General features: G+C 42.6%; 22 protein-coding genes. 21 read left to right on the top strand and 1 reads right to left on the bottom strand.

Annotated elements, in window-relative coordinates; genetic code table 11:
- Window positions 1-13: 13 nt before the first annotated feature.
- The 21 genes from der (at window position 14) to HMPREF2655_RS06970 (ending at window position 25,846) form a co-directional block, all read left to right on the top strand.
- Window positions 14-1,324: a ribosome biogenesis GTPase Der gene (gene der / locus HMPREF2655_RS06870; protein ID WP_009730455.1), complete on the top strand. Its 1,311-nt coding sequence runs from the start codon at window positions 14-16 to the stop codon at window positions 1,322-1,324.
- Window positions 1,325-1,551: 227 nt separating this feature from the next.
- Complete coding sequence (locus tag HMPREF2655_RS06875) at window positions 1,552-2,397, top strand: TPM domain-containing protein (RefSeq protein WP_000830954.1); 846 nt, start codon at window positions 1,552-1,554, stop codon at window positions 2,395-2,397.
- A gap of 160 nt (window positions 2,398-2,557) precedes the next feature.
- Window positions 2,558-3,154, top strand: coding sequence for a LemA family protein (locus HMPREF2655_RS06880; protein ID WP_000812476.1), 597 nt, complete (start codon window positions 2,558-2,560; stop codon window positions 3,152-3,154).
- 132 nt (window positions 3,155-3,286) lie between these two features.
- Complete coding sequence (locus HMPREF2655_RS10450; protein ID WP_000415961.1) at window positions 3,287-3,577, top strand: hypothetical protein; 291 nt, start codon at window positions 3,287-3,289, stop codon at window positions 3,575-3,577.
- A gap of 144 nt (window positions 3,578-3,721) precedes the next feature.
- Window positions 3,722-4,477 carry a DNA alkylation repair protein gene (locus HMPREF2655_RS06890; RefSeq protein WP_001085883.1) on the top strand — a complete coding sequence of 252 codons (756 nt, stop codon included), beginning with the start codon at window positions 3,722-3,724 and terminating at the stop codon, window positions 4,475-4,477.
- Between the two features lie 130 nt (window positions 4,478-4,607).
- Entirely contained in the window at window positions 4,608-7,121 is a 2,514-nt protein-coding gene (secA, locus tag HMPREF2655_RS06895; RefSeq protein ID WP_001284115.1) for a preprotein translocase subunit SecA, read from the top strand.
- Between the two features lie 79 nt (window positions 7,122-7,200).
- Window positions 7,201-8,232, top strand: coding sequence for a 3-deoxy-7-phosphoheptulonate synthase (locus HMPREF2655_RS06900; RefSeq protein ID WP_000231307.1), 1,032 nt, complete (start codon window positions 7,201-7,203; stop codon window positions 8,230-8,232).
- A gap of 1 nt (window position 8,233) precedes the next feature.
- The gene (locus HMPREF2655_RS06905; RefSeq protein WP_070838271.1) at window positions 8,234-9,265 is read left to right on the top strand and encodes a 3-deoxy-7-phosphoheptulonate synthase; all 1,032 of its coding nucleotides are present in this window, start codon (window positions 8,234-8,236) and stop codon (window positions 9,263-9,265) included.
- A gap of 44 nt (window positions 9,266-9,309) precedes the next feature.
- On the top strand, window positions 9,310-9,672 hold the full coding sequence (acpS, locus tag HMPREF2655_RS06910) for a holo-ACP synthase (protein WP_025171527.1): 363 nt from the start codon (window positions 9,310-9,312) through the stop codon (window positions 9,670-9,672).
- Window positions 9,662-10,765, top strand: a complete 1,104-nt coding sequence (alr, locus tag HMPREF2655_RS06915) for an alanine racemase (protein ID WP_070838273.1) — start codon at window positions 9,662-9,664, stop codon at window positions 10,763-10,765. Before acpS ends, alr begins: the two co-directional genes overlap by 11 nt.
- A gap of 17 nt (window positions 10,766-10,782) precedes the next feature.
- Window positions 10,783-12,798, top strand: coding sequence for an ATP-dependent DNA helicase RecG (gene recG, locus HMPREF2655_RS06920; RefSeq protein ID WP_070838275.1), 2,016 nt, complete (start codon window positions 10,783-10,785; stop codon window positions 12,796-12,798).
- Between the two features lie 468 nt (window positions 12,799-13,266).
- Entirely contained in the window at window positions 13,267-14,247 is a 981-nt protein-coding gene (locus HMPREF2655_RS06925; protein ID WP_070838277.1) for an acetylxylan esterase, read from the top strand.
- A 336-nt stretch (window positions 14,248-14,583) separates the two neighbouring features.
- On the top strand, window positions 14,584-17,976 hold the full coding sequence (locus tag HMPREF2655_RS06930) for an SIALI-17 repeat-containing surface protein (protein WP_070838279.1): 3,393 nt from the start codon (window positions 14,584-14,586) through the stop codon (window positions 17,974-17,976).
- 233 nt (window positions 17,977-18,209) lie between these two features.
- Window positions 18,210-18,908, top strand: coding sequence for an N-acetylmannosamine-6-phosphate 2-epimerase (locus tag HMPREF2655_RS06935; protein ID WP_001135658.1), 699 nt, complete (start codon window positions 18,210-18,212; stop codon window positions 18,906-18,908).
- 114 nt (window positions 18,909-19,022) lie between these two features.
- Entirely contained in the window at window positions 19,023-20,351 is a 1,329-nt protein-coding gene (locus tag HMPREF2655_RS06940; RefSeq protein ID WP_070838281.1) for an ABC transporter substrate-binding protein, read from the top strand.
- A gap of 219 nt (window positions 20,352-20,570) precedes the next feature.
- On the top strand, window positions 20,571-21,437 hold the full coding sequence (locus HMPREF2655_RS06945; protein ID WP_161801140.1) for a carbohydrate ABC transporter permease: 867 nt from the start codon (window positions 20,571-20,573) through the stop codon (window positions 21,435-21,437).
- 15 nt (window positions 21,438-21,452) lie between these two features.
- Window positions 21,453-22,292: a carbohydrate ABC transporter permease gene (locus HMPREF2655_RS06950; protein ID WP_001183243.1), complete on the top strand. Its 840-nt coding sequence runs from the start codon at window positions 21,453-21,455 to the stop codon at window positions 22,290-22,292.
- A 445-nt stretch (window positions 22,293-22,737) separates the two neighbouring features.
- Window positions 22,738-23,190: a NanQ anomerase/TabA/YiaL family protein gene (locus HMPREF2655_RS06955; protein ID WP_070838283.1), complete on the top strand. Its 453-nt coding sequence runs from the start codon at window positions 22,738-22,740 to the stop codon at window positions 23,188-23,190.
- Window positions 23,191-23,210: 20 nt separating this feature from the next.
- The gene (locus HMPREF2655_RS06960) at window positions 23,211-23,855 is read left to right on the top strand and encodes a YesL family protein (RefSeq protein WP_070838285.1); all 645 of its coding nucleotides are present in this window, start codon (window positions 23,211-23,213) and stop codon (window positions 23,853-23,855) included.
- Window positions 23,856-24,026: 171 nt separating this feature from the next.
- Window positions 24,027-24,944: a dihydrodipicolinate synthase family protein gene (locus HMPREF2655_RS06965; protein WP_070838287.1), complete on the top strand. Its 918-nt coding sequence runs from the start codon at window positions 24,027-24,029 to the stop codon at window positions 24,942-24,944.
- Window positions 24,945-24,961: 17 nt separating this feature from the next.
- Window positions 24,962-25,846, top strand: coding sequence for an ROK family protein (locus HMPREF2655_RS06970; protein WP_070838289.1), 885 nt, complete (start codon window positions 24,962-24,964; stop codon window positions 25,844-25,846).
- 15 nt (window positions 25,847-25,861) lie between these two features.
- Here the strand turns inward: HMPREF2655_RS06970 and HMPREF2655_RS06975 are convergent, their stop codons facing one another.
- The gene (locus HMPREF2655_RS06975; protein ID WP_070838291.1) at window positions 25,862-26,713 is read right to left on the bottom strand and encodes a MurR/RpiR family transcriptional regulator; all 852 of its coding nucleotides are present in this window, start codon (window positions 26,711-26,713) and stop codon (window positions 25,862-25,864) included.
- Between the last annotated feature and the right edge of the window lie 169 nt (window positions 26,714-26,882).

Raw genomic sequence — 26,882 nt, forward strand, 5'->3', positions numbered from 1 at the left:
AAAGTGAGAAAACATGGCCTTACCAACTATTGCCATTGTGGGACGTCCCAATGTTGGGAAATCAACCCTATTTAATCGGATCGCTGGTGAGCGGATCTCAATCGTAGAAGATGTCGAGGGTGTGACACGTGACCGTATCTATGCAACGGGTGAGTGGCTCAATCGTTCCTTCAGTATGATTGATACTGGAGGGATTGACGATGTCGATGCTCCCTTCATGGAACAAATCAAGCACCAGGCAGAAATTGCCATGGAAGAAGCGGATGTCATCGTCTTTGTAGTTTCTGGGAAAGAAGGGATTACAGATGCGGATGAATACGTAGCCCGTAAACTCTATAAAACCCATAAACCTGTTATCCTTGCCGTTAACAAGGTTGACAACCCTGAGATGCGAAATGATATTTTTGATTTCTATGCGCTAGGATTGGGCGAACCGCTGCCAATTTCGTCTGTCCACGGTATCGGTACGGGTGATGTGCTGGATGCCATTGTGGAAAATCTACCACACGAAGTTGAAGAAGAAAATCCAGACGTGATTAAATTTAGCTTGATTGGCCGTCCTAACGTTGGAAAGTCAAGTTTAATCAACGCTATTTTGGGAGAAGACCGCGTGATTGCTAGTCCAGTAGCTGGAACAACGCGTGATGCCATTGATACCCATTTTACAGATGCTGATGGACAAGAGTTTACCATGATTGATACAGCTGGTATGCGTAAGTCTGGTAAAGTCTATGAAAATACGGAGAAATACTCTGTCATGCGTGCCATGCGTGCCATTGACCGTTCTGACGTGGTCTTGATGGTCCTCAATGCCGAAGAAGGTATCCGTGAGTACGACAAGCGTATCGCAGGTTTCGCCCACGAAGCTGGTAAAGGAATGATCATCGTGGTCAACAAGTGGGATACTCTTGAAAAAGACAATCATACCATGAAGAACTGGGAAGAAGACATCCGTGAGCAGTTCCAATACCTGCCTTACGCACCGATTGTCTTTGTTTCAGCTTTGACCAAGCAACGTCTCCACAAATTGCCTGAGATGATCAAGCAAATCAGTGAAAGTCAAAACACTCGGATTCCATCAGCTGTCTTAAACGATGTCATCATGGATGCCATTGCTATCAATCCAACACCGACAGACAAAGGAAAACGCCTCAAGATTTTCTACGCAACCCAAGTGGCAACCAAGCCACCAACCTTTGTCATCTTTGTCAACGAAGAAGAACTCATGCACTTCTCTTACTTGCGTTTCTTGGAAAATCAAATCCGCAAGGCCTTTGTTTTTGAGGGAACACCGATTCACTTGATTGCGAGAAAACGCAAGTAAACCTTGCTTGTTTTTCTACAAAAACAAACTAAAAGAAGACTTCATAGTCTTCTTTTTTCTATCTAAGAGGGGAGAAAAGAACCTATCAAATTGGAGGAGAATCTGTCATCAAAATTCAATCTTTTTCCTAGCTTTTGTAATCTATTTGTAATGAAAATGCACTTTCTTTGTAAAAATCAAAATGCTATAATTCCTTAAATCAATTTTCCTTTATCAGGGAGGTTATTATGAAAAGAAGCAGATTATTTAAACATAGTTTGTTGGTTCGCTTGCTTGGGTTGCTGATGGTCTTTCTCTTCTTGTCAGCATTCACAGCACCTGAAAAACCTGAGTACGGGATCTATGACCCGGATCACTATCTAACGGATGAGACTATAAGTCAAATTCGAGAATTGAATAATGTCAATAGTAAAAAATCAGAAAAATTCCAGATGGGTGTTTACGTTGTGAAAAGCCTAAATGGAGAAACAATCGAGACTGTAGCCAATGAAACAGCTAGAGCTTGGAAGATTGGCTACTCGGGAGACAATCATGGTGTCTTGATTGTGGTAGCAGTCCAAGATAGAAAATCACGGATTGAAACCAGTAATAATGTGGCCAGTAAGATCACTGACTATCAGACTCACAGGTTCTTGACAACAGCACGTCCTTACTTTAAAAATGGTGACTATAACAAGGGTGTTCTCTCAATAGTCAATAATCTCAACTACATGTTCTATAGTGGATCGAGTACGACTTCTTCAAGTTCTAGAAGTAGTTACGACTATGCTACTAATTCTAGTCGTCTAAGAGAAATTGAAAAGTATACCGCTGGGAGTCAATCTTCGAAACGTCATCGAAAAAGCAGTTCGAGCGACGGAGTTATCGTATTTGGAGTTCTCATTTACTTCATCGTGATGATTATCGGATTTCTATTTGGTGGTCGTGGTTCACGTGGAGATGATTCTAGCGGTGGCTGGTGGGGCGGTGACTCATCAGACTCAGGTTCCTCTTGGTCTGACTCAGGCTCCGACTCATCTGGAGGCTGGGACGGCGGTGGCTTCGATGGTGGCGGTTCGTCTGATGACTGGTGAGTGATCATATATTGTTCAAACCGATTTCTCCATGCAGTAAGGTGACTCCTTTGCAAGAGTTCACTCCTTAATTAAAAATAAAAGCAAAGTTTGGGAAATTGATTTAAAATCTGAGTATTATCTCAGAAAAGTTGATAAAAGAAAGTGTTAAGGTTTTGATATGAAACAAAATAAAGTAATTCTCTCAATAGTGGTGATTTTCTTTGGACTACTAGTTCTGGGAAGTTGTTCCGCAGTGACGACCTATAACGGTCTGGTTGGTGAACAGACTAAAGTGGAGCAGGCTCAGGCCGATGTCTCTACAGCCCTCCAACGTCGTTCGGACTTGATTGGTAACTTGGTGGAGTCCGTTAAAGGACAAATGAATCATGAAACCGAAGTCTTTACCAAGATTGCGGATGCTAGAGCTAAAATCGGTAGTAGCTCAGTGACATCGGAAGAAAACCAAAAGGCTCAGGGAGAATTGAGCTCTGCTCTTTCCCGCTTGATTTCCTTGACGGAGAATTATCCAGAACTCAAGAGCAATCAAAATGTTGAGCAACTAATGGTCGAACTTTCAGGCAGTGAAAATCGTATCTTTGTAGCACGCAAGGATTATAATAAAGTCGCAGCCGAGTACAATCAAAAGTTGAGAAGTTTTCCAACCGTGCTTTTTGCAAATATGATGAACTTTAAAGAAGCTGAAACTTTTAAAGAAACAGAAGAAGCCAAGACAGTTCCTAAGGTCGATTTTGGAACATCTTCATCAAGTCAATAAAGTGAATCAGCCTATGAATAAAGGAATTTCTCTAGTATGACTAGTGATTTTAAACCCGAACCTGGAAAGCTTTTTCCAGGTTTTTTTGGTATAATAAAAGGGAAGAGACAGTGACTCAAATGGAGGTTTGCTATGGAGAAAACAAAAGCCTTTCTTGAAGCGCACTACAAGAGATATATTCTTACGATTTGCCTTCTCTGGTTCCTCATGTTTATCCTTCCTTGGGATTGGCAAATAGGAGGAGTTTCAGTATATTATTTCGTTATGAAAAAAATCTTTGTGGTTTTTGGAGTTTTATCCATCCTATACTCCGTGCTGATTAAAAAAATCAGTCTTCTCATCTTTGGCATCATCTTTTGCTTGGCCTTCTGGATCAATCTCTTTTGGTATTTTGGGATATTGCCTATATTCTTGGGAAATTAAACATTAACAAATGAAGGACCAGACTAGCTTCTAGTCCTTTTTTCTTTCTTGTTAAAATAGTTGGAGATATGAAAATAATTTTGTTGACGGGCTGTCTGTATGATATAATAAGTCCCGTAAAATGAAGATTAAGGGATTTGAAAAATGGCTAAAAAAGTAAAAGATTATTATGACTTAGCTTATGCTAGTGATTTGAGTCGACGGTTGAAAGAAGCGTCCCCTGCATTTGATGGACAAAAGTTTAGGCTCTTGTTAGAAAAAGACTTGGAAGAGTTGGAGTTTAGCCAGCGTCAAGAACTCTTGGCTAGAGGTATCAAAGATTGTCTTCCCCTATCTTATCAGGACTCTCTCAAGGTTTTTGAGAAAATTTTGGGTCCTGAGTTAGAGGGTGGTTTAGGTATGTTCTCAGAAGGATATTGGCTTTGGCCAATCGGAAAATATGTAGAGCTACATGGGGACAAGGAATTTGAATTGAGCGCGGCCTTTAGTAAGGAACTAACCAAGCGATTTACTGGGGAATTTTCTATGAGACCTTTGCTGGCTCGATATCCTAAGGCTACAATGGCTTTGCTGTTAGAATGGAGTCGGGATGAAAATTTGCGCGTTCGTAGACTTGCCAGCGAATGTATGCGTATCCGTCTGCCTTGGGCTAAGAGACAAACCGTGGTATTGGATTATTTTGAGGAGTTTACCACTATTCTGACCAATCTAAAAGATGATAGAGACAAGTCTATTCAAAAAAGTGTAGCCAATAATCTAAATGATTTGTACAAGGAAGATCCTGATAAGTTTGAAAAGATACTTCAAACTTGGCAAAAGGAGGATTTGAGTCCAAGTTGTGCCTGGGTCATCAAGCATGCCTCACGAACAAAAAACAAAAAAATAGCAACAGAAGATTGATGCAAAAAAAGCTGAATTTTGACTGGTCTTTTCCGTTGTAAATTAAGGATTCTTTCTTGAAAAATAATGGTAAATATGCTAAAATTAAAAGAACATTCTAAAATATTCAGAATAAAAAGTAAGGAAAATCATGGCTAATATTTTAAAAACGATTATTGAAAATGATAAAGGAGAACTTCGTCGTCTGGAAAAAATGGCTGATAAGGTTCTTAACTATGAGAGCCAAATGGCTGCAATGTCAGACGAAGAACTAAAAGCGAAAACTGACGAATTTAAAGAACGATACAACAAGGGTGAATCACTTGATTCATTGCTATATGAGGCTTTTGCAGTAGTTCGTGAAGCTGCAAAACGTGTCCTTGGGCTCTTCCCTTATAAGGTTCAGGTCATGGGTGGGATTGTTCTTCACCATGGTGACGTTCCAGAGATGCGTACGGGTGAAGGGAAGACCTTGACAGCGACTATGCCAGTGTACCTCAATGCCCTTGCAGGTAAAGGGGTTCACGTAGTTACAGTCAATGAATACCTAACAGAACGTGACGCGACTGAAATGGGTGAATTGTACTCATGGCTCGGTCTGTCAGTAGGGATCAACTTGGCAGCAAAATCTCCAATGGAGAAAAAAGAAGCTTATCTTTGCGATATTACCTACTCAACCAACTCAGAGATTGGTTTCGACTACCTTCGTGATAACATGGTCGTTCGTGCAGAAAACATGGTGCAACGTCCACTCAATTATGCCTTGGTCGATGAGGTTGACTCTATTTTGATCGACGAAGCTCGTACACCATTGATCGTTTCAGGTGCCAATGCAGTTGAAACAAGCCAACTCTACCATATGGCAGACCACTTCGTGAAATCTTTGGACAAGGACGACTATATCATTGACGTTCAGTCTAAGACGATCGGTTTGTCAGACTCTGGTATTGACAAGGCAGAAAGCTACTTCAAACTAGAAAATCTCTACGACATTGAAAATGTAGCTCTTACTCACTTTATCGACAATGCCCTCCGTGCCAACTATATCATGATTCTCGATATCGACTATGTGGTTAGTGAAGAGCAGGAAATCTTGATCGTCGACCAATTTACAGGTCGTACCATGGAAGGTCGTCGTTACTCTGATGGTTTGCACCAAGCGATTGAAGCAAAAGAAGGTGTGCCAATCCAAGATGAGACCAAGACATCAGCTTCTATTACCTACCAAAACCTCTTCCGTATGTATAAGAAATTGGCAGGTATGACAGGTACTGGTAAAACAGAAGAAGAAGAATTCCGCGAAATCTACAACATTCGTGTTATCCCAATCCCAACTAACCGTCCAATTCAACGTATCGACCACTCAGACCTTCTTTATGCAAGTCTTGATGCGAAATTTAAGGCTGTTGTTGAAGATGTAAAAGCTCGTTACCAAAAAGGTCAGCCGGTCTTGGTAGGTACAGTTGCCGTTGAAACGAGTGACTTCCTTTCTAAGAAATTGGTAGCAGCAGGTGTTCCTCACGAAGTCTTGAATGCGAAGAACCACTACAGAGAAGCGCAAATCATCATGAACGCTGGTCAACGTGGTGCCGTTACCATCGCAACCAACATGGCCGGTCGTGGTACCGACATCAAGCTTGGTGAAGGAGTTCGTGAACTTGGTGGTCTTTGCGTCATTGGTACAGAGCGTCACGAAAGTCGCCGTATTGATAATCAGCTTCGTGGACGTTCAGGACGTCAAGGAGACCCAGGTGAGTCACAATTCTACTTGTCTCTTGAAGATGATTTGATGAAACGTTTCGGTTCAGAACGTTTGAAAGGTGTCTTTGAACGTCTCAATATGTCTGACGAAGCCATCGAATCTCGCATGTTGACGCGTCAAGTTGAAGCAGCTCAAAAACGTGTCGAAGGAAATAACTACGACACTCGTAAACAAGTCCTTCAATACGATGATGTTATGCGTGAACAACGTGAAATCATCTATGCACAACGTTATGATGTTATTACTGCAGATCGTGACTTGGCACCAGAAATCCATGCTATGATCCGTCGTACCATTGGACGTATCGTGGATGCGCATGCACGTTCTAAGGAAGATGAAAAATTGGAAGCAATCCTGAACTTCGCTAAGTATAACTTGCTTCCAGAAGATTCAATTAGCCGTTCAGATCTTGCAGGTTTGTCAGACCAAGCTATCAAAGATGAACTTTTCCAACGTGCCTTGAAAGTCTATGACAGCCAAGTTGCTAAGCTTCGTGACGAAGATGCAGTGAAAGAATTCCAAAAAGTCTTGATTCTACGTGTTGTAGACAACAAGTGGACAGACCATATCGATGCTCTTGATCAATTGCGAAATGCTGTTGGTCTTCGTGGATATGCCCAAAACAACCCTGTTGTAGAATATCAAGCAGAAGGTTTCCGCATGTTTAACGACATGATTGGTTCAATCGAATTCGATGTGACCCGTTTGATGATGAAAGCACAAATCCATGAACAAGAACGTCCGCAAACTGAACACAATATCAGTACAACTGCGACTCGTAATATCGCAGCGCAGCAGGCAAGCCTTCCAGAAGATTTGGACTTGAGCCAAATCGGACGAAACGACCAATGCCCATGTGGATCAGGTAAGAAATTCAAGAACTGTCATGGTAAGAGACAATAATATGAGATAAGATACAGGCGGATACCTGGTAAAAATCATTTTTTGCTTGGTGTCCGTTTGCTTTATAAGGAGATGAATCATGGTATTTAAAGCTAAAAGTCCTAAAATTAACATTGAAGAAGTTCGCGCCTTGTCTAAATTAGAGGGAGCGGCTCTTGCGAGAAAAAATCAACGTGATCAGGAATTGGAAGCCATCATTCGTGGGGAAGACCAGCGTATTCTCTTGGTGATTGGACCATGTTCATCTGATAATGAAGAGGCGGTTCTCGAGTATGCCAAGCGTCTATCTGCTTTGCAAGAAGAGGTCAAAGACCGTATTTTTATGGTTATGCGTGTCTATACAGCTAAACCTCGTACCAATGGGGACGGCTATAAGGGCTTGATTCATCAACCAAATGCGACAGAAGCTCCTAGCTTGATCAATGGGATCAAGGCTGTTCGTCAGCTCCACTACCGTGTGATTACCGAGACGGGAATGACAACAGCTGATGAGATGCTTTATCCTGAAAATCTTCCGCTGGTGGATGATTTGATTTCTTATATGGCTGTTGGAGCTCGATCTGTAGAGGATCAACAGCACCGTTTTGTAGCGAGTGGAGCAGATTTTTCAACAGGATTTAAAAATCCCACATCTGGAAATCTCAATGTCATGTTTAACGGGATTTATGCAGCGCAAAATAAACAGAGTTTCCTTTTCCTCGGTAAAGAGGTGGAAACAACGGGGAATCCATTGTCCCACGCCATTCTTCGCGGAGCATTGAACGAATACGGGAAAAATATTCCTAACTACTACTATGACAATTTGATGGATACCATTGATCAGTATGAAAAGATGGGCTTGGAAAATCCCTTTATTATCATCGATACCAATCATGACAATTCAGGCAAGCAGTACATGGATCAAATCCGTATCGTTCGTCAGACCTTGATTAACCGTGACTGGAATGAGAAAATCAAAAAATACGTTCGTGGTTTTATGATTGAGTCCTATCTAGAAGATGGACGTCAAAATGAGCCAGAAGTTTTTGGTAAGTCCATTACAGATCCGTGTCTCGGATGGGACAACACAGAAGCACTTGTTCGCGAAATTTACCAAACGCTAGGAGAGTAAGATGGCATTTATCGAAAAAGGTCAAGAAATTGATATTGAAGCAATCAAGGCTGAGACCCAGTTGTCACCTGAAGCCTTGCGAAAAAAAGAAGCCCGCGATAGAGAGTTGGCAGCCATCATCTCCGGTGAGGATGACCGAATCCTTTTGGTGATGGGACCTTGCTCTTCTGACAATGAAGAAGCAGTGCTTGAATATGCTCGTCGCTTAGCAGACTTGCAGAAAAAAGTTGCGGATAAAATCTTTATCGTGATGCGTGTCTATACGGCTAAACCTCGTACCAATGGAGATGGCTATAAGGGAATGATTCATCAACCAAATACCAGCGAAGCGCCTAGTCTCATCAATGGTTTGCAGGCTGTTCGTCAGCTACACTACCGAGTGATTACCGAAACTGGATTGACAACAGCTGATGAGATGCTTTATCCGTCAAATCTCGTTTTGGTTGATGATCTGGTCAGCTACCATGCTGTAGGGGCTCGTTCAGTGGAAGACCAAGAACACCGCTTTGTAGCCTCTGGGATTGATGCTCCGGTTGGGATGAAAAATCCAACATCTGGAAATCTTGGGGTCATGTTTAATGCCATCTATGCGGCTCAAAACAAGCAAACCTTCCTTTACCATGGTCAAGAAGTGGAAACTTCAGGAAATCCCTTGGCCCACGTTATCCTTCGTGGTGCCATGAACGAATATGGTAAAAATGAACCCAATTTCTACTATGAAACACTCTTAAATGCCATCAATCGCTATGAGACTATGGGACTTGAAAATCCCTTCATTATCATCGATACCAATCATGACAATTCTGGCAAGCAGTATATGGAACAAATTCGCATTGTTCGTCAAGCCTTGCTGAATCGTGACTGGAATGAGAAAATCAAAAAGACGGTTCGAGGCTTTATGATCGAATCTTACCTAGCGGATGGTCGTCAAAACCAACCAGAGGTCTTTGGTTGCTCCATAACTGACCCTTGTCTAGGTTGGGAAAATACAGTAGCCTTGGTAGAAGAAATTTATACCACCTTAACAAAATAAGTGAAAAGGATGGAGTTGGGGGAATCTCAGCTCCTTTTATGAGTATGATAGTTGGACACGGAATTGACATCGAAGAATTGGCTTCGATAGAAAACGCAGTTACACGACGTGAGGGCTTTGCTAAGCGCGTGCTGACCCCTAAAGAAATGGAGCGTTTTGCCAGTCTCAAAGGGCGCAGGCAGATCGAATACTTGGCAGGTCGTTGGTCGGCTAAGGAGGCCTTTTCCAAGGCTATGGGAACTGGTATTGGCAAACTGACCTTTCAGGATTTGGAAGTTTTGAACAATGAACGAGGCGCTCCCTATTTTAGTCAGGCACCATTTTCAGGAAAAATTTGGCTATCTATCAGCCATACAGATCAGTTTGTGACAGCCAGTGTCATTTTGGAGGAAAATCATGAAAGCTAGTCCACATAGACCAACCAAGGCTCTGATATATCTGGGAGCTATTCGACAAAATATTCAGCAAATGGGGGCTCATATCCCTGAAGGAACGCTCAAGTGGGCAGTGGTCAAGGCTAATGCCTATGGTCATGGGGCTGTTGCCGTTGCGATGGCGATTCAGGACGATGTTGATGGATTTTGTGTTTCCAATATTGATGAAGCTATTGAACTTCGTCTGGCTGGACTTAGCAAGAAAATCCTCATTTTAGGAGTTTCTGAGCTAGAAGCTGTTTCTCTTGCTAAAGAATACGACATCACCTTGACAGTGGCAGGATTGGAGTGGATTCAAGCGCTCTTAGCTAGGGGGACAGATTTATCTGGTTTAACAGTTCACCTCAAGATTGACTCAGGGATGGGACGGATTGGTTTCCGAGATTCCAGTGAGGCAGAGCAGGCTCAAGCCTTGCTCCAACAACACGGTGCTCGTGTTGAGGGGATTTTTACCCACTTTGCTACTGCAGATGAAGAATCAGATGCCTATTTTAATACCCAGTTAGAACGATTTAAAGCTATTTTGGCAAGTATGAAGGAAGTCCCAGAGCTGGTTCATGGCAGCAACTCGGCAACGACCCTCTGGCATGCAGAGACTATTTTCAATGCAGTCCGTATGGGAGACGCCATGTATGGTCTCAATCCAAGTGGAGAGGTCTTGGACTTGCCCTATGATTTGACACCAGCCTTGAGTTTGGAGTCTGCCCTGGTTCATGTCAAGACAGTTCCATCTGGAGCTTGCATGGGCTATGGGGCGACCTATCAGGCGGATAGTGAACAAGTCATTGCGACGGTGCCAATCGGTTATGCGGATGGTTGGACACGTGATATGCAGAATTTCTCTGTCTTGGTAGATGGCCAAGTTTGCCCAATCGTTGGGCGGGTTTCAATGGACCAAATTACCATTCGTCTGCCTAAGGTTTACCCGCTAGGAACAAAAGTAACCCTGATCGGCACAAACGGTGACAAGAAAATCACAGCTACTCAGGTAGCGACCTACCGTGGAACCATTAACTATGAGGTGGTTTGCCTCCTCAGCGACCGCATTCCGAGAGAATATTATTAAAATGAAAGGAGTGGAGCATGAATCTACATCAACCCTTGCATGTCTTGCCTGGTGTGGGGCCAAAGTCAGCCGAGAAATACGCCAAACTAGGAATTGAAAACTTGCAAGACCTCTTGCTCTACTTTCCTTTTCGTTATGAAGATTTCAAGACCAAGCAGGTGCTAGAGTTGGAAGACGGCGAAAAGGCGGTTCTGTCTGGTCAAGTCGTTACTCCTGCTAGCGTCCAGTATTATGGTTTTAAGCGCAATCGCCTGCGCTTTAGCCTCAAGCAGGGAGAAGTCGTTTTTGCCGTGAACTTCTTTAACCAGCCCTATCTGGCTGATAAGATAGAGTTGGGAGCAACACTTGCTGTCTTTGGAAAATGGGACCGCGCCAAGGCTAGTCTGACTGGGATGAAGGTTCTGGCTCAGGTGGAAGATGACCTCCAACCTGTCTATCGTCTGGCTCAAGGAATCAGTCAGGCAGGGCTGGTTAAGGTCATTAAGACAGCCTTTGATCAGGGGTTGGACCTCTTGATAGAGGAAAATCTTCCCCAGTCTTTGCTGGATAAATACAAACTCATGTCCCGTTGCCAGGCTGTTCGCGCTATGCATTTTCCCAAGGATTTGGCAGAATACAAGCAGGCTCTTCGCCGAATCAAGTTTGAAGAACTCTTTTATTTTCAGATGCAGTTGCAGTCACTCAAGTCTGAAAATAGAGTTCAGGGAAGTGGTCTGGTTCTGAATTGGTCCCAGGAAAAAGTGTCGGCTGTTAAAGAAAGTCTGCCTTTCGCCCTGACTCAAGCTCAAGAAAAGAGTTTGCAGGAAATTTTGACCGACATGAAGTCCGACCACCACATGAATCGTCTCCTACAAGGGGATGTGGGGAGCGGGAAAACGGTAGTCGCTGGTTTGGCTATGTTTGCGGCGGTGACGGCTGGCTACCAGGCGGCCCTCATGGTGCCAACAGAAATCCTAGCAGAGCAACACTTTGAGAGTTTACAGAGTCTCTTTCCAGACTTGAAACTCGCTCTCTTGACAGGATCCTTGAAAGCTGCAGAAAAAAGAGAAGTCTTGGAGACCATTGCCAAGGGTGAGGCTGATTTGATTATCGGAACCCATGCTTTGATACAAGATGGGGTTGATTATGCTCGTCTTGGTTTGATTATCATCGATGAGCAGCACCGTTTTGGTGTGGGCCAAAGGCGTATTTTACGGGAAAAAGGGGACAACCCTGACGTTCTCATGATGACGGCGACGCCCATTCCACGAACCTTGGCTATCACAGCCTTTGGCGATATGGATGTTTCCATTATCGACCAAATGCCAGCAGGGCGGAAGCCTATTGTAACGCGCTGGATCAAACATGAGCAGCTACCTCAGGTTTTGACTTGGTTAGAGGGGGAAATTCAAAAAGGTTCCCAAGCCTATGTTATCTCTCCCCTGATCGAAGAATCTGAAGCTCTGGACTTGAAAAATGCCATTACCTTATCGGAGGAGTTGACAGCTCATTTTGCTGGCAAGGCAGAAGTAGCTATACTACATGGTAAGATGAAGAGTGATGAAAAAGACCAGATTATGCAGGATTTCAAAGAGAGAAAGACGGATATTCTGGTTTCGACAACGGTTATTGAGGTTGGGGTCAATGTTCCCAATGCGACCGTCATGATTATCATGGATGCCGATCGGTTCGGTCTCAGCCAACTTCACCAGCTCAGAGGCCGTGTTGGTCGGGGGGACAAGCAGTCCTATGCTGTTCTCGTGGCTAATCCCAAGATGGATTCTGGGAAAGATCGCATGCGTATCATGACAGAAACGACCAATGGATTTGTCCTTGCGGAGGAAGATTTGAAAATGCGTGGTTCTGGAGAGATTTTTGGAACCAGACAGTCAGGACTTCCAGAGTTTCAAGTGGCTGATATTATCGAAGATTTTCCGATTTTAGAAGAAGCCAGAAAAGTGGCTAGCTACATTAGTTCGATAGAAGGCTGGCAAGAGGATCCGGAGTGGCGCATGATTGCTCTCCATCTGGAAAAGAAAGAACATCTAGATTAATACTCTTCGAAAATCTCTTCAAACCACGTCAACGTCGCCTTGGATTATATATGTAACTGACTTCGTCAGTCTTATCTACAACCTCAAAGCAGTGCTTTGAGCAACCTGCGGCTAGTTTCCTAGTTTGCTCTTTGATTTTCATTGAGTATAAGCTTTCTCTAAGGAAAACTTAAGCTAGCTTTTAGGTTTGGGCCTTATACTAGAGTCATCAAAAAGAAGCGAGGACTCTCACATGACTATTAAAGTAACCTACCAAAAGAAATTCCAAACCATCAAACAAGAGAAAGGAGCTAGCACCTATTGATACACAGAGAGCGGAAACGCTCTTTTTATTTTTAAAACTACTTTCAGGCGATAGGTTTGAGGAAAGAGAATCTAAAATCACTTTCTATTTAGCATTCTTTCTTGCATTGCCTTCCTAGATATGCTAGAGTTATGATAGCGATTACAAAATAAAAGGAGCATACTATGAAAAATCCAGCTTTGTTAGAAGAAATCAAGACCTATCTAGGAAGGGATGAGGTTCCAGAAGACTTTGATGCTTTTTGGGATGAAGAGGTCAAAAAAGTTTCAGTCCTTCCTGCCTACCAGTTGGAGGAAAGAGATTTCCATATTCCCCAAGTCAAGTGCTATGAACTTACTTTTGAAGGAACCAATGAAGGCAAGGTCTACGCACGCGTCGTCCTTCCAAAGAGTGAGGAGAAAGTTCCGTTAATCTTCCATTTCCATGGTTATATGGGACGTGGCTGGGACTGGGCTGATATGCTGGCCTATACTGTGGCTGGTTACGGTGTTGTTTCCATGGATGTGCGGGGCCAGTCGGGCTATTCGCAAGACGGAATGCGCTCTCCACTAGGAAATACGGTGAAGGGGCACATCATCCGTGGTGCTGTGGAAGGTCGGGAACAGCTCTTTTATAAGGATGTTTATCTGGATATTTACCAGTTGGTTGAAATGGTTGCTAGTCTCCCTCAGGTGGATGAGAAAAGACTTTCTAGCTATGGTGCCTCACAAGGAGGGGCTTTAGCTTTGGTTGCAGCAGCGCTCAATCCTCGGATTCAGAAAACAGTGGCCATCTATCCTTTCTTGTCAGACTTTAGACGAGTGCTTGAGATTGGCAATACCAGTGAAGCCTATGATGAACTTTTTCGTTATTTCAAGTTCCACGATCCCTTCCATGAAACAGAGGATGAAATCATGGCGACTCTTGCCTATATCGATGTGAAGAATCTTGCCCATCGTATCAAAGGAGAGGTCAAGATGATTACAGGCTTGGATGACGATGTTTGCTATCCTATTACCCAGTTTGCTATTTACAACCGTCTAACTTGCGACAAGGCCTATCGCATCATGCCTGAGTATGCTCACGAAGCCATGAATGTTTTTGTCAATGACCAAGTCTACAACTGGCTCTGTGGTAGTGAAATTCCTTTTAAATATGTGAAGTGATGAATGAGAGCCCAGGAGCTCTCTTTTTCATGTCCAAAACTTGAAAGTACTTTTAGAAAATTTAAAATATTAAAATATTCTTAAAAGTAAAATCTATTCTGTAGGAACACAGATATAAATATAAGACTTTATTGTATAATAAAGGAAAAGTCACTTGTGAAAGGAGGAAAAAGGCTGCCGGGTGGTTAAAAACTCGGGCTCAGCAGAAAATGGGAGAGGATTGGGAGCTCTCATTAAGTTGGATATTTTCTTGTAAAACTTGTCTCTTGAAGGGACAATAAAAATTTTTAAAGAAAAAAGAAAGCGCTTTATTTTATGAAAAATGAAAGGACAAACATGAATTACAAATCTTTAGATCGGAAACAGCGATACGGAATTCGAAAATTTGCAGTCGGTGCAGCATCGGTAGTGATTGGTACAGTAGTATTTGGAGCAAATCCAGTCTTAGCTCAAGAACAAGCCAATGCAACAGGGGCCAATACAGAAACTGTCGAACCTGGTCAAGGTTTATCAGAATTGCCAAAAGAAGCGTCCTCGGGAGATCTTGCTCATTTGGATAAGGATTTGGCTGGTAAATTGGCAGCAGCTCAAGACAACGGTGTTGAGGTGGACCAAGATCACTTGAAAAAAAATGAGAGTGCAGAATCAGAAACCCCATCCTCTACGGAAACCCCTGCAGAAGAAGCAAATAAGGAAGAGGAATCAGAGGATCAGGGTGCTATTCCTCGTGACTATTACTCAAGAGATTTAAAAAATGCTAATCCTGTCCTTGAAAAAGAAGATGTTGAAACCAATGCAGCAAATGGTCAGAGAGTCGATTTATCAAGTGAACTAGACAAACTAAAGCAACTAAAAAATGCTACAGTTCACATGGAGTTCAAACCAGATGCATCAGCTCCACGCTTTTACAATCTCTTTTCTGTATCCAGTGACACCAAGGAAAATGAGTACTTTACTATGTCGGTCCTTGATAATACAGCTCTTATTGAAGGGCGTGGCGCTAATGGAGAGCAGTTCTATGATAAGTATACAGATGCTCCTTTGAAAGTTCGTCCTGGACAATGGAATTCCGTGACCTTTACTGTCGAACAACCAACAGCAGAGTTACCTCATGGTCGAGTTCGTCTTTATGTGAATGGTGTCTTATCTCGAACAAGTCTCAAATCTGGTAACTTCATCAAAGATATGCCAGATGTTAATCAAGCTCAACTTGGAGCAACCAAACGGGGCAATAAAACTGTTTGGGCATCAAACCTACAAGTACGAAACCTAACTGTTTACGATCGTGCTTTAAACCCAGATGAAGTTCAAACACGAAGTCAATTATTTGAAAGAGGTGAATTGGAACAGAAACTTCCTGAGGGAGCAAAAGTCACTGAGAAAGAAGACGTCTTTGAAGGTGGTAGGAACAATCAACCAAATAAAGATGGTATCAAGAGTTATCGTATCCCAGCCCTTCTCAAGACAGATAAAGGAACGCTGATTGCAGGTGCAGATGAACGCCGTCTCCATTCGAGTGACTGGGGTGATATCGGCATGGTCATTAGACGCAGTAAAGATAATGGTAAAACTTGGGGAGATCGAGTAACTATTACCAACCTACGTGACAATCCAAAGGCTTCTGATCCATCAATCGGTTCACCAGTGAATATCGATATGACCCTGACTCAAGATCCTGAAACCAAACGCATTTTTGCCATTTATGACATGTTCCCAGAAGGAAAAGGAATCTTTGGAATGTCTTCGCAAAAAGAAGAAGCCTACAAAGAAATCAATGGTAAAACCTATCAACTCCTCTATCGAGAAGGTGAACAGGAAGCTTATACTATTCGAGAAAATGGTACAGTTTACACTCCAGATGGTAAAGCAACAGACTACCGTGTTGTTGTAGAACCTGTTAAACCGGCCTATAGCGACAAGGGTGATCTATACAAGGGTGACCAGCTACTGGGCAATATCTACTTCACAACAAACAAAACTTCTCCATTTAGAATTGCGAAGGATAGCTACCTATGGATGTCTTACAGCGATGACGACGGGAAGACCTGGTCAGCGCCTCAAGATATTACTCCGATGGTCAAAGCCGATTGGATGAAATTCCTAGGAGTAGGTCCTGGAGTGGGGATTACCCTTCGTACTGGACCACATAAAGGTCGAATCGTCGTTCCTGTCTATACAACTAACCGTACCAACCACCTCAATGGTTCTCAATCATCTCGAATCATCTACTCAGACGACCATGGTAAGACTTGGCATATGGGTGGTGGTGTCAACGACAATCGTACACTTTATGATGGTACAGTAGTCGATTCAAGTACAATGAGTAATTATTATGCTCAAAATACAGAAGCTTCAGTTGTTCAGTTAAACAATGGGGACCTCAAACTCTTTATGCGTGGGTTGACAGAAGATCTACAGGTTGCAACCAGTCATGATGGTGGTCTAACTTGGGACAATAACGTTGAACGCTACGATGTGCCAGACGTTTATGTTCAAATGGCTGCGACTCACACGGTTCAAAATGGCAAAGAGTATATTCTATTAGCAAATGCAAATGGTCCTGGTCGTAAAAATGGTTATATTCGAGTGGCTCGTGTAGAAGAAGATGGTCAGTTAACTTGGTTGCACCACCATTTGATTCAAGAAGGTGAGTATGCTTATAACTCACTTCAACAAATCGGACCAGATGAATTTGGACTTTTATATGAACACCATGCTCCTGGAGGTGTTCCATACACACTTTCCTTCAAGAAGTTCAACTGGGATTTCTTGACCAAGGAAAGAGTTTCTCCTAAAGAAGCAAAAGTAAAATATGCTATCCAAAAATGGCCAGGCATTATAGCCATGGAGTTCGATTCGGAAGTATTGGTCAACAAGGCTCCGACCCTTCAATTGGCAAATGGCAAGACAGCAACCTTTATGACCCAGTACGATACAAAAACTCTCCTATTCACAATAGACCCAGGGGATATGGGTCAAAGGATTACAGGTCTAGCTGAGGGTGCAATTGAAAGCATGCACAATTTACCAGTTTCTTTAGCTGGCTCTAAACTAAGCGATGGTATTAATGGCAGTGAAGCTGCTATCCATGAGGTTCCAGAGTTCACAGGTGGTGTTAATGCAGAAGAAGCAGCGGTTCATGAAGTTCCGGAGTATACAGGTCCAATGGCAACAGTAGGTGAAGAACTAGCTCCTACAGTAGAAAAAACCGAATTCACTGGTGGAGTCAATGCTGAGGAAGCCCCAGTGGCAGAGATGCCAGAGTACACCGGTCCATTATCAACAGTAGGCGAAGAACCAGCGCCAACGGTTGAAAAGCCTGAATTTACAGGTGGGGTCAACGCTGTTGAGGCAGCAGTCCATGAACTTCCAGAGTTCAAGGGTGGTGTCAATGCAGTTCTAGCAGCCTCAAACGAACTTCCGGAATATAGAGGAGGTGCTAACTTTGTCTTGGCAGCTTCAAATGACCTGCCAGAGTATAAGGGAGGTGTCAATGGCGCTGAGGCAGCAGTCCATGAAGTGCCAGAGTACAAGGGAGACACCAATCTAGTATTAGTAGCTGCAGACAACAAACTGTCTCTAGGCCAAGATGTGACCTATCAAGCGCCAGCCGTTAAACAAGCGGGTCTACCAAATACTGGAAGCAAGGAAACAAACTCACTGATTTCCCTTGGCCTTGCGGGCGTCCTCATATCACTCTTTGCATTTGGAAAAAAGAGAAAAGAATAATAAGTAAAAGCTATTTGAGTAAGTCTCATAAGAGATAGCAGGTTTTTCAGCCTGCTATCTTTCTTTATTACATTCAGCTTGCTTCGAAATCATAAGAGGTCTGAAACTACTTTCAGGATAGTCTGTTCTATAAAATAGTTTTGAAACTGAAATCTATTCTACTACAAGCTATTGAAAGCGCTTAACAAATGATATATAATAAGCCCATAAGAACAAGAAAGGGAGGAAAGAGGATGCCACAGATCAGCAAAGAAGCCTTGATTGAACAAATCAAAGATGGAATCATTGTCTCTTGCCAGGCACTTCCTCACGAACCGCTTTATACAGAAGCGGGAGGGGTTATCCCCTTGCTAGTCAAAGCGGCTGAGCAAGGTGGAGCAGTCGGTATCCGAGCAAACAGTGTTCGCGATATCAAGGAGATTAAGGAGGTTACGAAACTCCCGATTATCGGGATTATCAAACGTGACTATCCGCCACAGGAGCCTTTCATTACAGCTACGATGAGAGAAGTTGATGAACTGGCTGAACTAGACATCGAGGTCATTGCTCTGGATTGTACCAAACGTGAACGTTACGACGGTTTGGAAATTCAGGACTTTATCCGACAAGTCAAAGAAAAATATCCGCATCAACTCTTAATGGCTGATACTAGCACGTTTGAAGAGGGTATAGCAGCAGTTGAAGCAGGAATTGATTTTGTTGGAACAACCCTATCAGGTTACACCTCTTATAGTCCGAAAGTGGATGGTCCAGACTTTGAACTAATCAAAAAACTTTGTGAAGCAGGAGTGGATGTCATCGCTGAAGGGAAAATTCATACACCAGAACAAGCCAAACAAATCCTTGAATATGGGGTTCGAGGCATCGTTGTTGGTGGAGCGATTACTAGACCAAAAGAGATCACGGAACGCTTTGTTGCCGGTCTTAAATAACACAATCTCAAAACAGAGGAGAGTGGTTGATGCGTCGGACAAAATGAAAACGTATACAAATGTAAACTTGCTCATTATCCAATATGGATACGCTTATCAATTAGGAGAATACAAATGAAATTTAGAAAACTAGCTTGTACAGTACTTGCGGGTGCTGCAATTCTTGGCCTTGCTGCTTGTGGTAACTCTGGTGGAAGCAAAGATGCTGCAAATTCTGGTAGCGATAGCGGAAAAACAGAAATCACTTGGTGGGCATTCCCAGTCTTCACACAAGAAAAAACTGGTGACGGTGTTGGAACTTATGAAAAATCAATCATCGAAGCTTTTGAAAAAGCAAATCCAGATGTAAAAGTGAAATTGGAAACCATCGACTTCAAGTCAGGTCCAGAAAAGATTACAACAGCTATCGAAGCGGGAACAGCGCCAGACGTACTCTTTGACGCACCAGGACGTATCATCCAATACGGTAAAAATGGTAAATTGGCTGAGTTGAACGACCTCTTCACAGACGAATTCGTCAAAGATGTGAACAACGAAAACATCGTACAAGCAAGTAAGGCTGGAGACAAAGCCTACATGTATCCAATCAGTTCAGCTCCATTCTACATGGCTATGAACAAGAAAATGTTGGAAGATGCTGGAGTTGCAAACCTTGTAAAAGAAGGTTGGAAAACTGATGACTTTGAAAAAGTTTTGAAAGCCCTTAAAGATAAAGGCTACACTCCAGGTTCATTGTTCAGTGCTGGTCAAGGGGGAGACCAAGGAACACGTGCCTTCATTGCAAACCTTTACGGTGGTTCTGTAACAGACAAAGACGTAACCAAATATACAACAGACGATCCTAAATTCGTCAAAGGTCTTGAAAAAGCGGCTAGCTGGATTAAAGACGGTTTGTTGAACAATGGTTCACAATTTGACGGTGGAGCAGACATCCAAAACTTTGCCAACGGTCAAACTTCATACACAATCCTTTGGGCACCAGCTCAAAACGGTATCCAAGCGAAACTCTTGGAAGCAAGTAAGGTAGATGTGGTAGAAGTACCATTCCCATCAGACTCTGGTAAACCATCTCTTGAATACCTTGTAAACGGATTTGCAGTATTTAACAACAAAGACGATAAGAAAATCGCAGCGGCTAAGAAATTCGTTCAATTCATCGCTGATGACAAAGAATGGGGTCCTAAAGACGTTGTTCGTACAGGTGCCTTCCCAGTTCGTACTTCATTTGGCAAACTTTATGAAGACAAACGTATGGAAACAATCAGTGGTTGGACTAAATACTACTCACCTTACTACAACACAATTGACGGTTTTGCTGAAATGAGAACACTTTGGTTCCCAATGTTGCAATCTGTATCTAATGGTGACGAAAAACCAGCGGATGCTTTGAAAGCCTTCACTGAAAAAGCTAACGAAACCATCAAAAAAGCTACAAAACAATAAGCACTAAGTCAGATTGATTCCCCCCTTTTCCCTGTGCACTATGGTGTAAGAAAAGGGGGACTTTTGTTTGAAATGGTAGGAACTGTCACGAAATTAAAATGAAGTTCTTACATAAGCGAATCTTAAAAAATTTCATTTTGGTTTTAAAACAGTTCAAGAAAATCAAAAACTATTCTATTTGAAAGAGAGGTGCCGACTGTGAAAGTCAATAAAATTCGTATGCGGGAAACAGTGATTTCCTACGCTTTCCTAGCACCAGTGTTATTCTTCTTTGTCATCTTTGTCTTGGCTCCTATGATTATGGGATTCATTACAAGTTTTTTTAACTACTCCATGACTAAATTTGAGTTTGTGGGCTTGGACAACTACATTCGCATGTTTAAAGACCCTGTCTTTGTGAAGTCTTTGATCAATACCGTTATCCTGGTTATTGGATCTGTTCCGATTGTGGTTCTCTTCTCGCTCTTTGTAGCATCTCAAACCTATCATCAAAATGCCATTGCCCGTTCTTTCTATCGTTTCGTCTTCTTCCTTCCTGTAGTTACAGGTAGTGTTGCCGTAACGGTTGTATGGAAATGGATCTATGATCCACTATCAGGGATTCTAAACTTTGTTCTTAAGTCAAGCCATATCATCAGCCAAAATATTTCTTGGCTGGGTGACAAAAACTGGGCTTTGCTAGCGATTATGATCATCCTTTTGACAACATCTGTTGGTCAACCGATTATCCTTTATATCGCTGCAATGGGGAATATTGACAACTCACTTGTTGAAGCAGCGCGTGTAGACGGTGCGACTGAATTCCAAGTCTTCTGGAAGATCAAATGGCCTAGCCTTCTTCCAACAACTCTTTACATCGCAATCATCACAACCATCAACTCATTCCAATGTTTCGCCTTGATTCAGTTGTTGACTTCTGGTGGTCCAAACTATTCAACAAGTACACTCATGTACTATCTTTACGAAAAAGCCTTCCAATTGACAGAGTACGGCTATGCAAATACCATCGGTGTCTTCTTGGCAGTGATGATTGCCATTGTCAGCTTTGCTCAATTCAAGATCCTCGGAAACGACGTAGAATACTAAAGAAAGGAGACAGTTATGCAACCTACACAAAAGAAACCTTTAACAGCTTTCACTGTTATTTCAACGATTATCTTGCTCTTGTTGACCGTACTGTTCATCTTTCCATTCTACTGGATCTTGACAGGGGCCTTCAAATCACAGCCTGATACCATTATGATTCCGCCACAGTGGTTCCCTAAAATGCCAACCATGGAGAACTTCCAACAACTCATGGTGCAAAACCCTGCTATGCAGTGGATGTGGAACTCTGTATTTATCTCGCTAGTAACCATGTTCCTAGTCTGTGCAACCTCTTCTCTAGCAGGTTATGTATTAGCTAAAAAACGTTTCTATGGTCAGCGCATTCTCTTTGCAGTCTTTATCGCTGCCATGGCTCTTCCAAAACAAGTTGTCCTTGTACCATTGGTACGTATCGTCAACTTCATGGGAATTCACGATACACTTTGGGCAGTGATTTTGCCTTTGATCGGATGGCCATTTGGGGTCTTCCTCATGAAACAGTTCAGTGAAAACATCCCAACAGAATTGCTTGAATCAGCTAAAATCGACGGTTGTGGTGAGATTCGTACCTTCTGGAGCGTAGCCTTCCCTATCGTGAAACCAGGATTTGCAGCCCTTGCAATCTTTACCTTCATCAATACTTGGAACGACTACTTTATGCAGTTGGTTATGTTGACTTCACGTCAAAACTTGACCATCTCACTCGGGGTTGCGACCATGCAGGCCGAAATGGCAACCAACTATGGTTTGATCATGGCAGGTGCAGCTCTTGCAGCCGTGCCAATCGTAACCGTCTTCCTTGTCTTCCAAAAATCCTTCACTCAAGGGATCACTATGGGAGCTGTTAAAGGATAATGCTCTGCGAAAATCGAGTTTAAACTACATCAGCATCACCTTGCCATACTTAAGTATTGCCTGCGGATAGTTTTCTAGTTTGTTCTTCGATTTTCATTAAGTATAAGAGAATATAGAGTTATAAGTGTCTACAAAATGGAGAGTATGCAGTTACTTCGTGAAGTTTTGTCAGACACTTATAAACTTAAGAATGAACTCTTTTCATGATACTAGTTAGAGTAGGTTCGTTTTATGGTGGCTATTTTCCGCTTTAGTGGGATCTAAGATAAGAATCTTACGCTTATCTTAGACGGAATTTTTGAGACTGACGATGAAAGAGCAAAAGGCTCAAAAATTAGGAATGAAATACCGAAGGAATTTGCTTCCGTCCGCACTATTACAGGGAAATAGAGAAAGGATAATTCGAAACTGAAAAATAGTAACTATCAGAAACGAAGGAAACAGTATGATTTTTGACGATTTGAAAAACATCGCCTTTTACAAGGGTATCCATACCAATCTAGACAAGGCTATCGACTATCTCTATCAGCACCGTAAAGATTCTTTCGAACTCGGTAAGTATGAGATTGACGGGGACAAGGTCTTTCTAGTTGTGCAGGAAAATGTCCTCAATCAAGCTGAAAATGATCAATTTGAGCACCATAAGAACTATGCAGACTTGCATTTGCTGGTAGAAGGACATGAATATTCGAGCTACGGTTCACGTATCAAAGACGAAGCAGTAGCATTCGACGAAGCGAGCGACATTGGCTTTGTCCATTGTCATGAAAAATACCCACTCTTGTTGGGCTATCACAATTTTGCAATTTTCTTCCCAGGAGAACCTCATCAGCCAAATGGCTACTCAGGGATGGAAGAAAAGGTTCGCAAATATCTCTTTAAAATTTTGATTGATTAAAAGAATCAGGAGGAGCAAACATGGCACAAAAAGGGGTAAGCCTTATCAAGGCAGCATTTGATACAGATAATTTTCTCATGCGTTTCAGTGAGAAGGTCTTGGATATCGTGACAGTCAATCTTCTTTTTGTCGTCTCTTGTTTGCCCATCGTGACGATTGGAGTGGCAAAAATCAGCCTCTATGAAACCATGTTTGAGATTAAGAGAAGCAGACGGGTACCAGTATTTAGAACTTATATAAGGGCCTTCAAGCAAAATTTGAAACTGGGGCTTCAGTTGGGTCTGTTAGAGTTAGGCATTGTGTCATTAAGCCTTCTAGACCTCTATCTCTTCTGGGGACAGACTGCTTTGCATTTCCAGATTGTGAAAGCTATATGTTTGGGGATTCTCATCTTCCTCACTCTGGTGATGTTGGCTAGTTATCCCATCGCTGCGCGCTATGATTTGTCTTGGAAAGAAGTGCTGCAAAAAGGGCTTATCTTGGCAAGTTTTAACTTTCCTTGGTTCTTCCTCATGTTAGCCATTCTCTTTCTCATAGTGATGGTTCTTTATCTATCCGCCTTCACTCTCCTTTTGGGTGGGTCAGCTTTTATCCTCTTTGGTTTTGGTTTGCTGGTCTTTCTCCAAGCAGGATTGATGGAGAAAATCTTCGCCAAATACCAGTAGGATGGCTTGTTTCTGAAACTACTTTCAATCGTTACAGTTTCTAAAATACAAGTAGAAACTAAAATCTAAGTGTATACAAGATATTGAAAGCGATTTTCACAAGGTGTATACTAAACTTGTAAAAAATAGAACTGCTCTCAGCAGAAAAAAAGAAATCTTAGGAGAAAATCTATGTCAGATTTGAAAAAATACGAAGGTGTCATTCCAGCCTTCTACGCATGTTATGATGATCAAGGAGAAGTCAGTCCAGAGCGTACGCGTGCCTTGGTTCAATACTTCATTGATAAGGGAGTTCAAGGTCTCTATGTCAATGGTTCTTCTGGTGAATGTATCTACCAAAGTGTGGCAGATCGCAAGTTGATTTTGGAAGAAGTTATGGCAGTTGCCAAAGGTAAATTGACTATCATTGCTCACGTTGCTTGCAACAATACAAAAGACAGTATTGAACTTGCTCGCCACGCAGAAAGTTTGGGTGTAGATGCCATTGCAACGATTCCACCGATTTACTTCCGCTTGCCTGAGTACTCAGTTGCCAAATACTGGAACGATATCAGTGCTGCAGCTCCAAACACAGACTATGTTATCTACAACATTCCTCAATTAGCAGGTGTTGCTTTGACTCCAAGTCTCTACACTGAAATGTTGAAGAATCCTCGTGTTATCGGTGTTAAGAACTCTTCTATGCCAGTTCAAGATATCCAAACCTTTGTCAGCCTTGGTGGAGAAGACCACATCGTATTCAATGGTCCAGATGAACAGTTCCTAGGTGGTCGCCTCATGGGTGCTAAAGCTGGTATCGGTGGTACTTATGGTGCGATGCCAGAACTCTTCTTGAAACTCAATGAGTTGATTGCTGAGAAAGACTTGGAAACAGCGCGTGAATTGCAATACGCTATCAACGCAATCATTGGCAAACTCACTTCTGCACATGGAAATATGTACGGTGTGATTAAGGAAGTCTTGAAGATCAATGAAGGACTTAACATTGGATCAGTTCGTTCACCATTGACACCAGTGACTGAAGAAGATCGCCCAGTTGTAGAAGCAGCAGCACAATTGATTCGTGAAACCAAGGAGCGCTTCCTCTAATCCATAAGGAGGTATTTATGACACACTACGTTGCAATTGATATCGGTGGAACCAACATTAAATATGGCTTGATTGACCAAGAAGGCCAACTTGTTGAATCGCATGAAATGCCAACTGAGGCGCAAAAGGGTGGGCCGCATATTTTACAAAAGACAAAAGATATCGTAGCCAGCTATTTAGAAAAAGGCCCAGTAGCAGGTGTTGCCATTTCTTCGGCAGGGATGGTGGATCCTGATAAGGGGGAAATTTTCTACGCTGGACCTCAGATTCCCAACTATGCAGGAACTCAGTTCAAGAAGGAAATTGAGACGAGCTTTGCGATTCCTTGTGAAATTGAAAATGATGTCAACTGTGCAGGTCTAGCTGAGGCAGTATCTGGTTCAGGCAAGGGAGCGAGTGTCACACTTTGCTTGACCATTGGAACAGGTATCGGTGGTTGCTTGATTATGGATGGGAAAGTTTTCCATGGATTTAGCAATTCGGCCTGCGAAGTCGGTTACATGCACATGCAGGATGGAGCTTTTCAGGATCTTGCTTCTACGACAGCCTTGGTTGAGTATGTAGCAACAGCTCATGGTGACTCAGTTGATCAGTGGAATGGCCGACGCATCTTCAAGGAGGCCACTGAAGGAAACAAGATCTGTATGGCTGGTATTGATCGCATGGTAGACTACCTTGGGAAAGGTCTGGCAAATATTTGCTACGTTGCCAATCCAGAAGTAGTCATTCTCGGTGGCGGTATCATGGGACAAGAGGCTATCCTCAAACCAAAGATCCGCACAGCCTTGAAGGCGGCCTTGGTACCAAGTCTAGCTGAAAAAACACGATTAGAATTTGCCCATCACCAAAATACAGCAGGTATGTTGGGAGCCTATTATCATTTCAAAACAAAACAATCCTAGTTTGGTTTAACCAAACTAGGATTTTCTAACGCGTTTTTGTCTACGATAGCCGTTGAGTTTTTTATTTTCCCAATAGCTGTTAAAGATTTTTTCTTTGCTCTCGCGATTGATTTCTAAAAAGTAGGCATAAATCAAATCTATTAAAATGAGCATAGGGAGTTGAGCGGAAATACGCTGGATGTAAGAAGATTGACTATGGCTTGCGACAAGGACTGTTTCGGTATAGGCCTGACTGTTTTTGTTTGGAGCGCTGGTAAAGAGAATGGTCTTGGCACCCATTTCCTCGGCATCCAACAAACTATCGAGGACGGATTGGGTAGTGCCTGATAGGGAAAAACCAAGTACCAGACAGTTTTCATCCATGATACTAGTCGTCCAAGCAAAGCCATCCTGATCGGTCAAAGCTTCACAGACAACACCTAATCGCATAAAGCGCAGTTTCATCTCACGGGCAATCAGACCAGAACTTCCTGTCCCAAAGAAGTAAACTCGTTCAGCGTCATCGATTAATTGGGCGACGCGTTCCAGTTGTTCTTCGTCAATCAAATCCTGAGTTTGTTCTCGCATGATACTGTAGCTTCGCAAAACACGTTTGGTCAAAGGACTGTGTTTGTGCGAATGAGTGTCCGGTTTACTAGCCTGATGCTGGTATTGAAAGACGAACTCTCGGTAGCCTGTAAAACCACACTTTTTGGCAAAGCGGGTCAAGGCTGCTTGGGAGATATGTAATTTCTGGGTAACTTGCTGAGAAGAGAGATCATCTTGGATCGTTTCAGCTTGCAAAAAATAGCGAGCGATTTCTTGCTCGAGCTCGGTTAATTCTTCAAAATGGAGGTCGATTATGGTTGCGATATCTGGCTTGTTCATGAGGCTCCTTTTTATGAGTCAAAGTCTTAAAAGTTAACGCTTTCCTAACTATTACTATCATTATATCATAGAAAATAGGATAACCAAATAAAAAGGCATTTTCAGTTAAAAGTCAAAAAATGCTTCGACTTTTCCAAGAGTTTCTCCGTAAAATATGGTACAATGAAAT

The organism is Streptococcus sp. HMSC066F01 (assembly GCF_001837335.1).
GTDB classification, from domain to species: domain Bacteria; phylum Bacillota; class Bacilli; order Lactobacillales; family Streptococcaceae; genus Streptococcus; species Streptococcus oralis_S.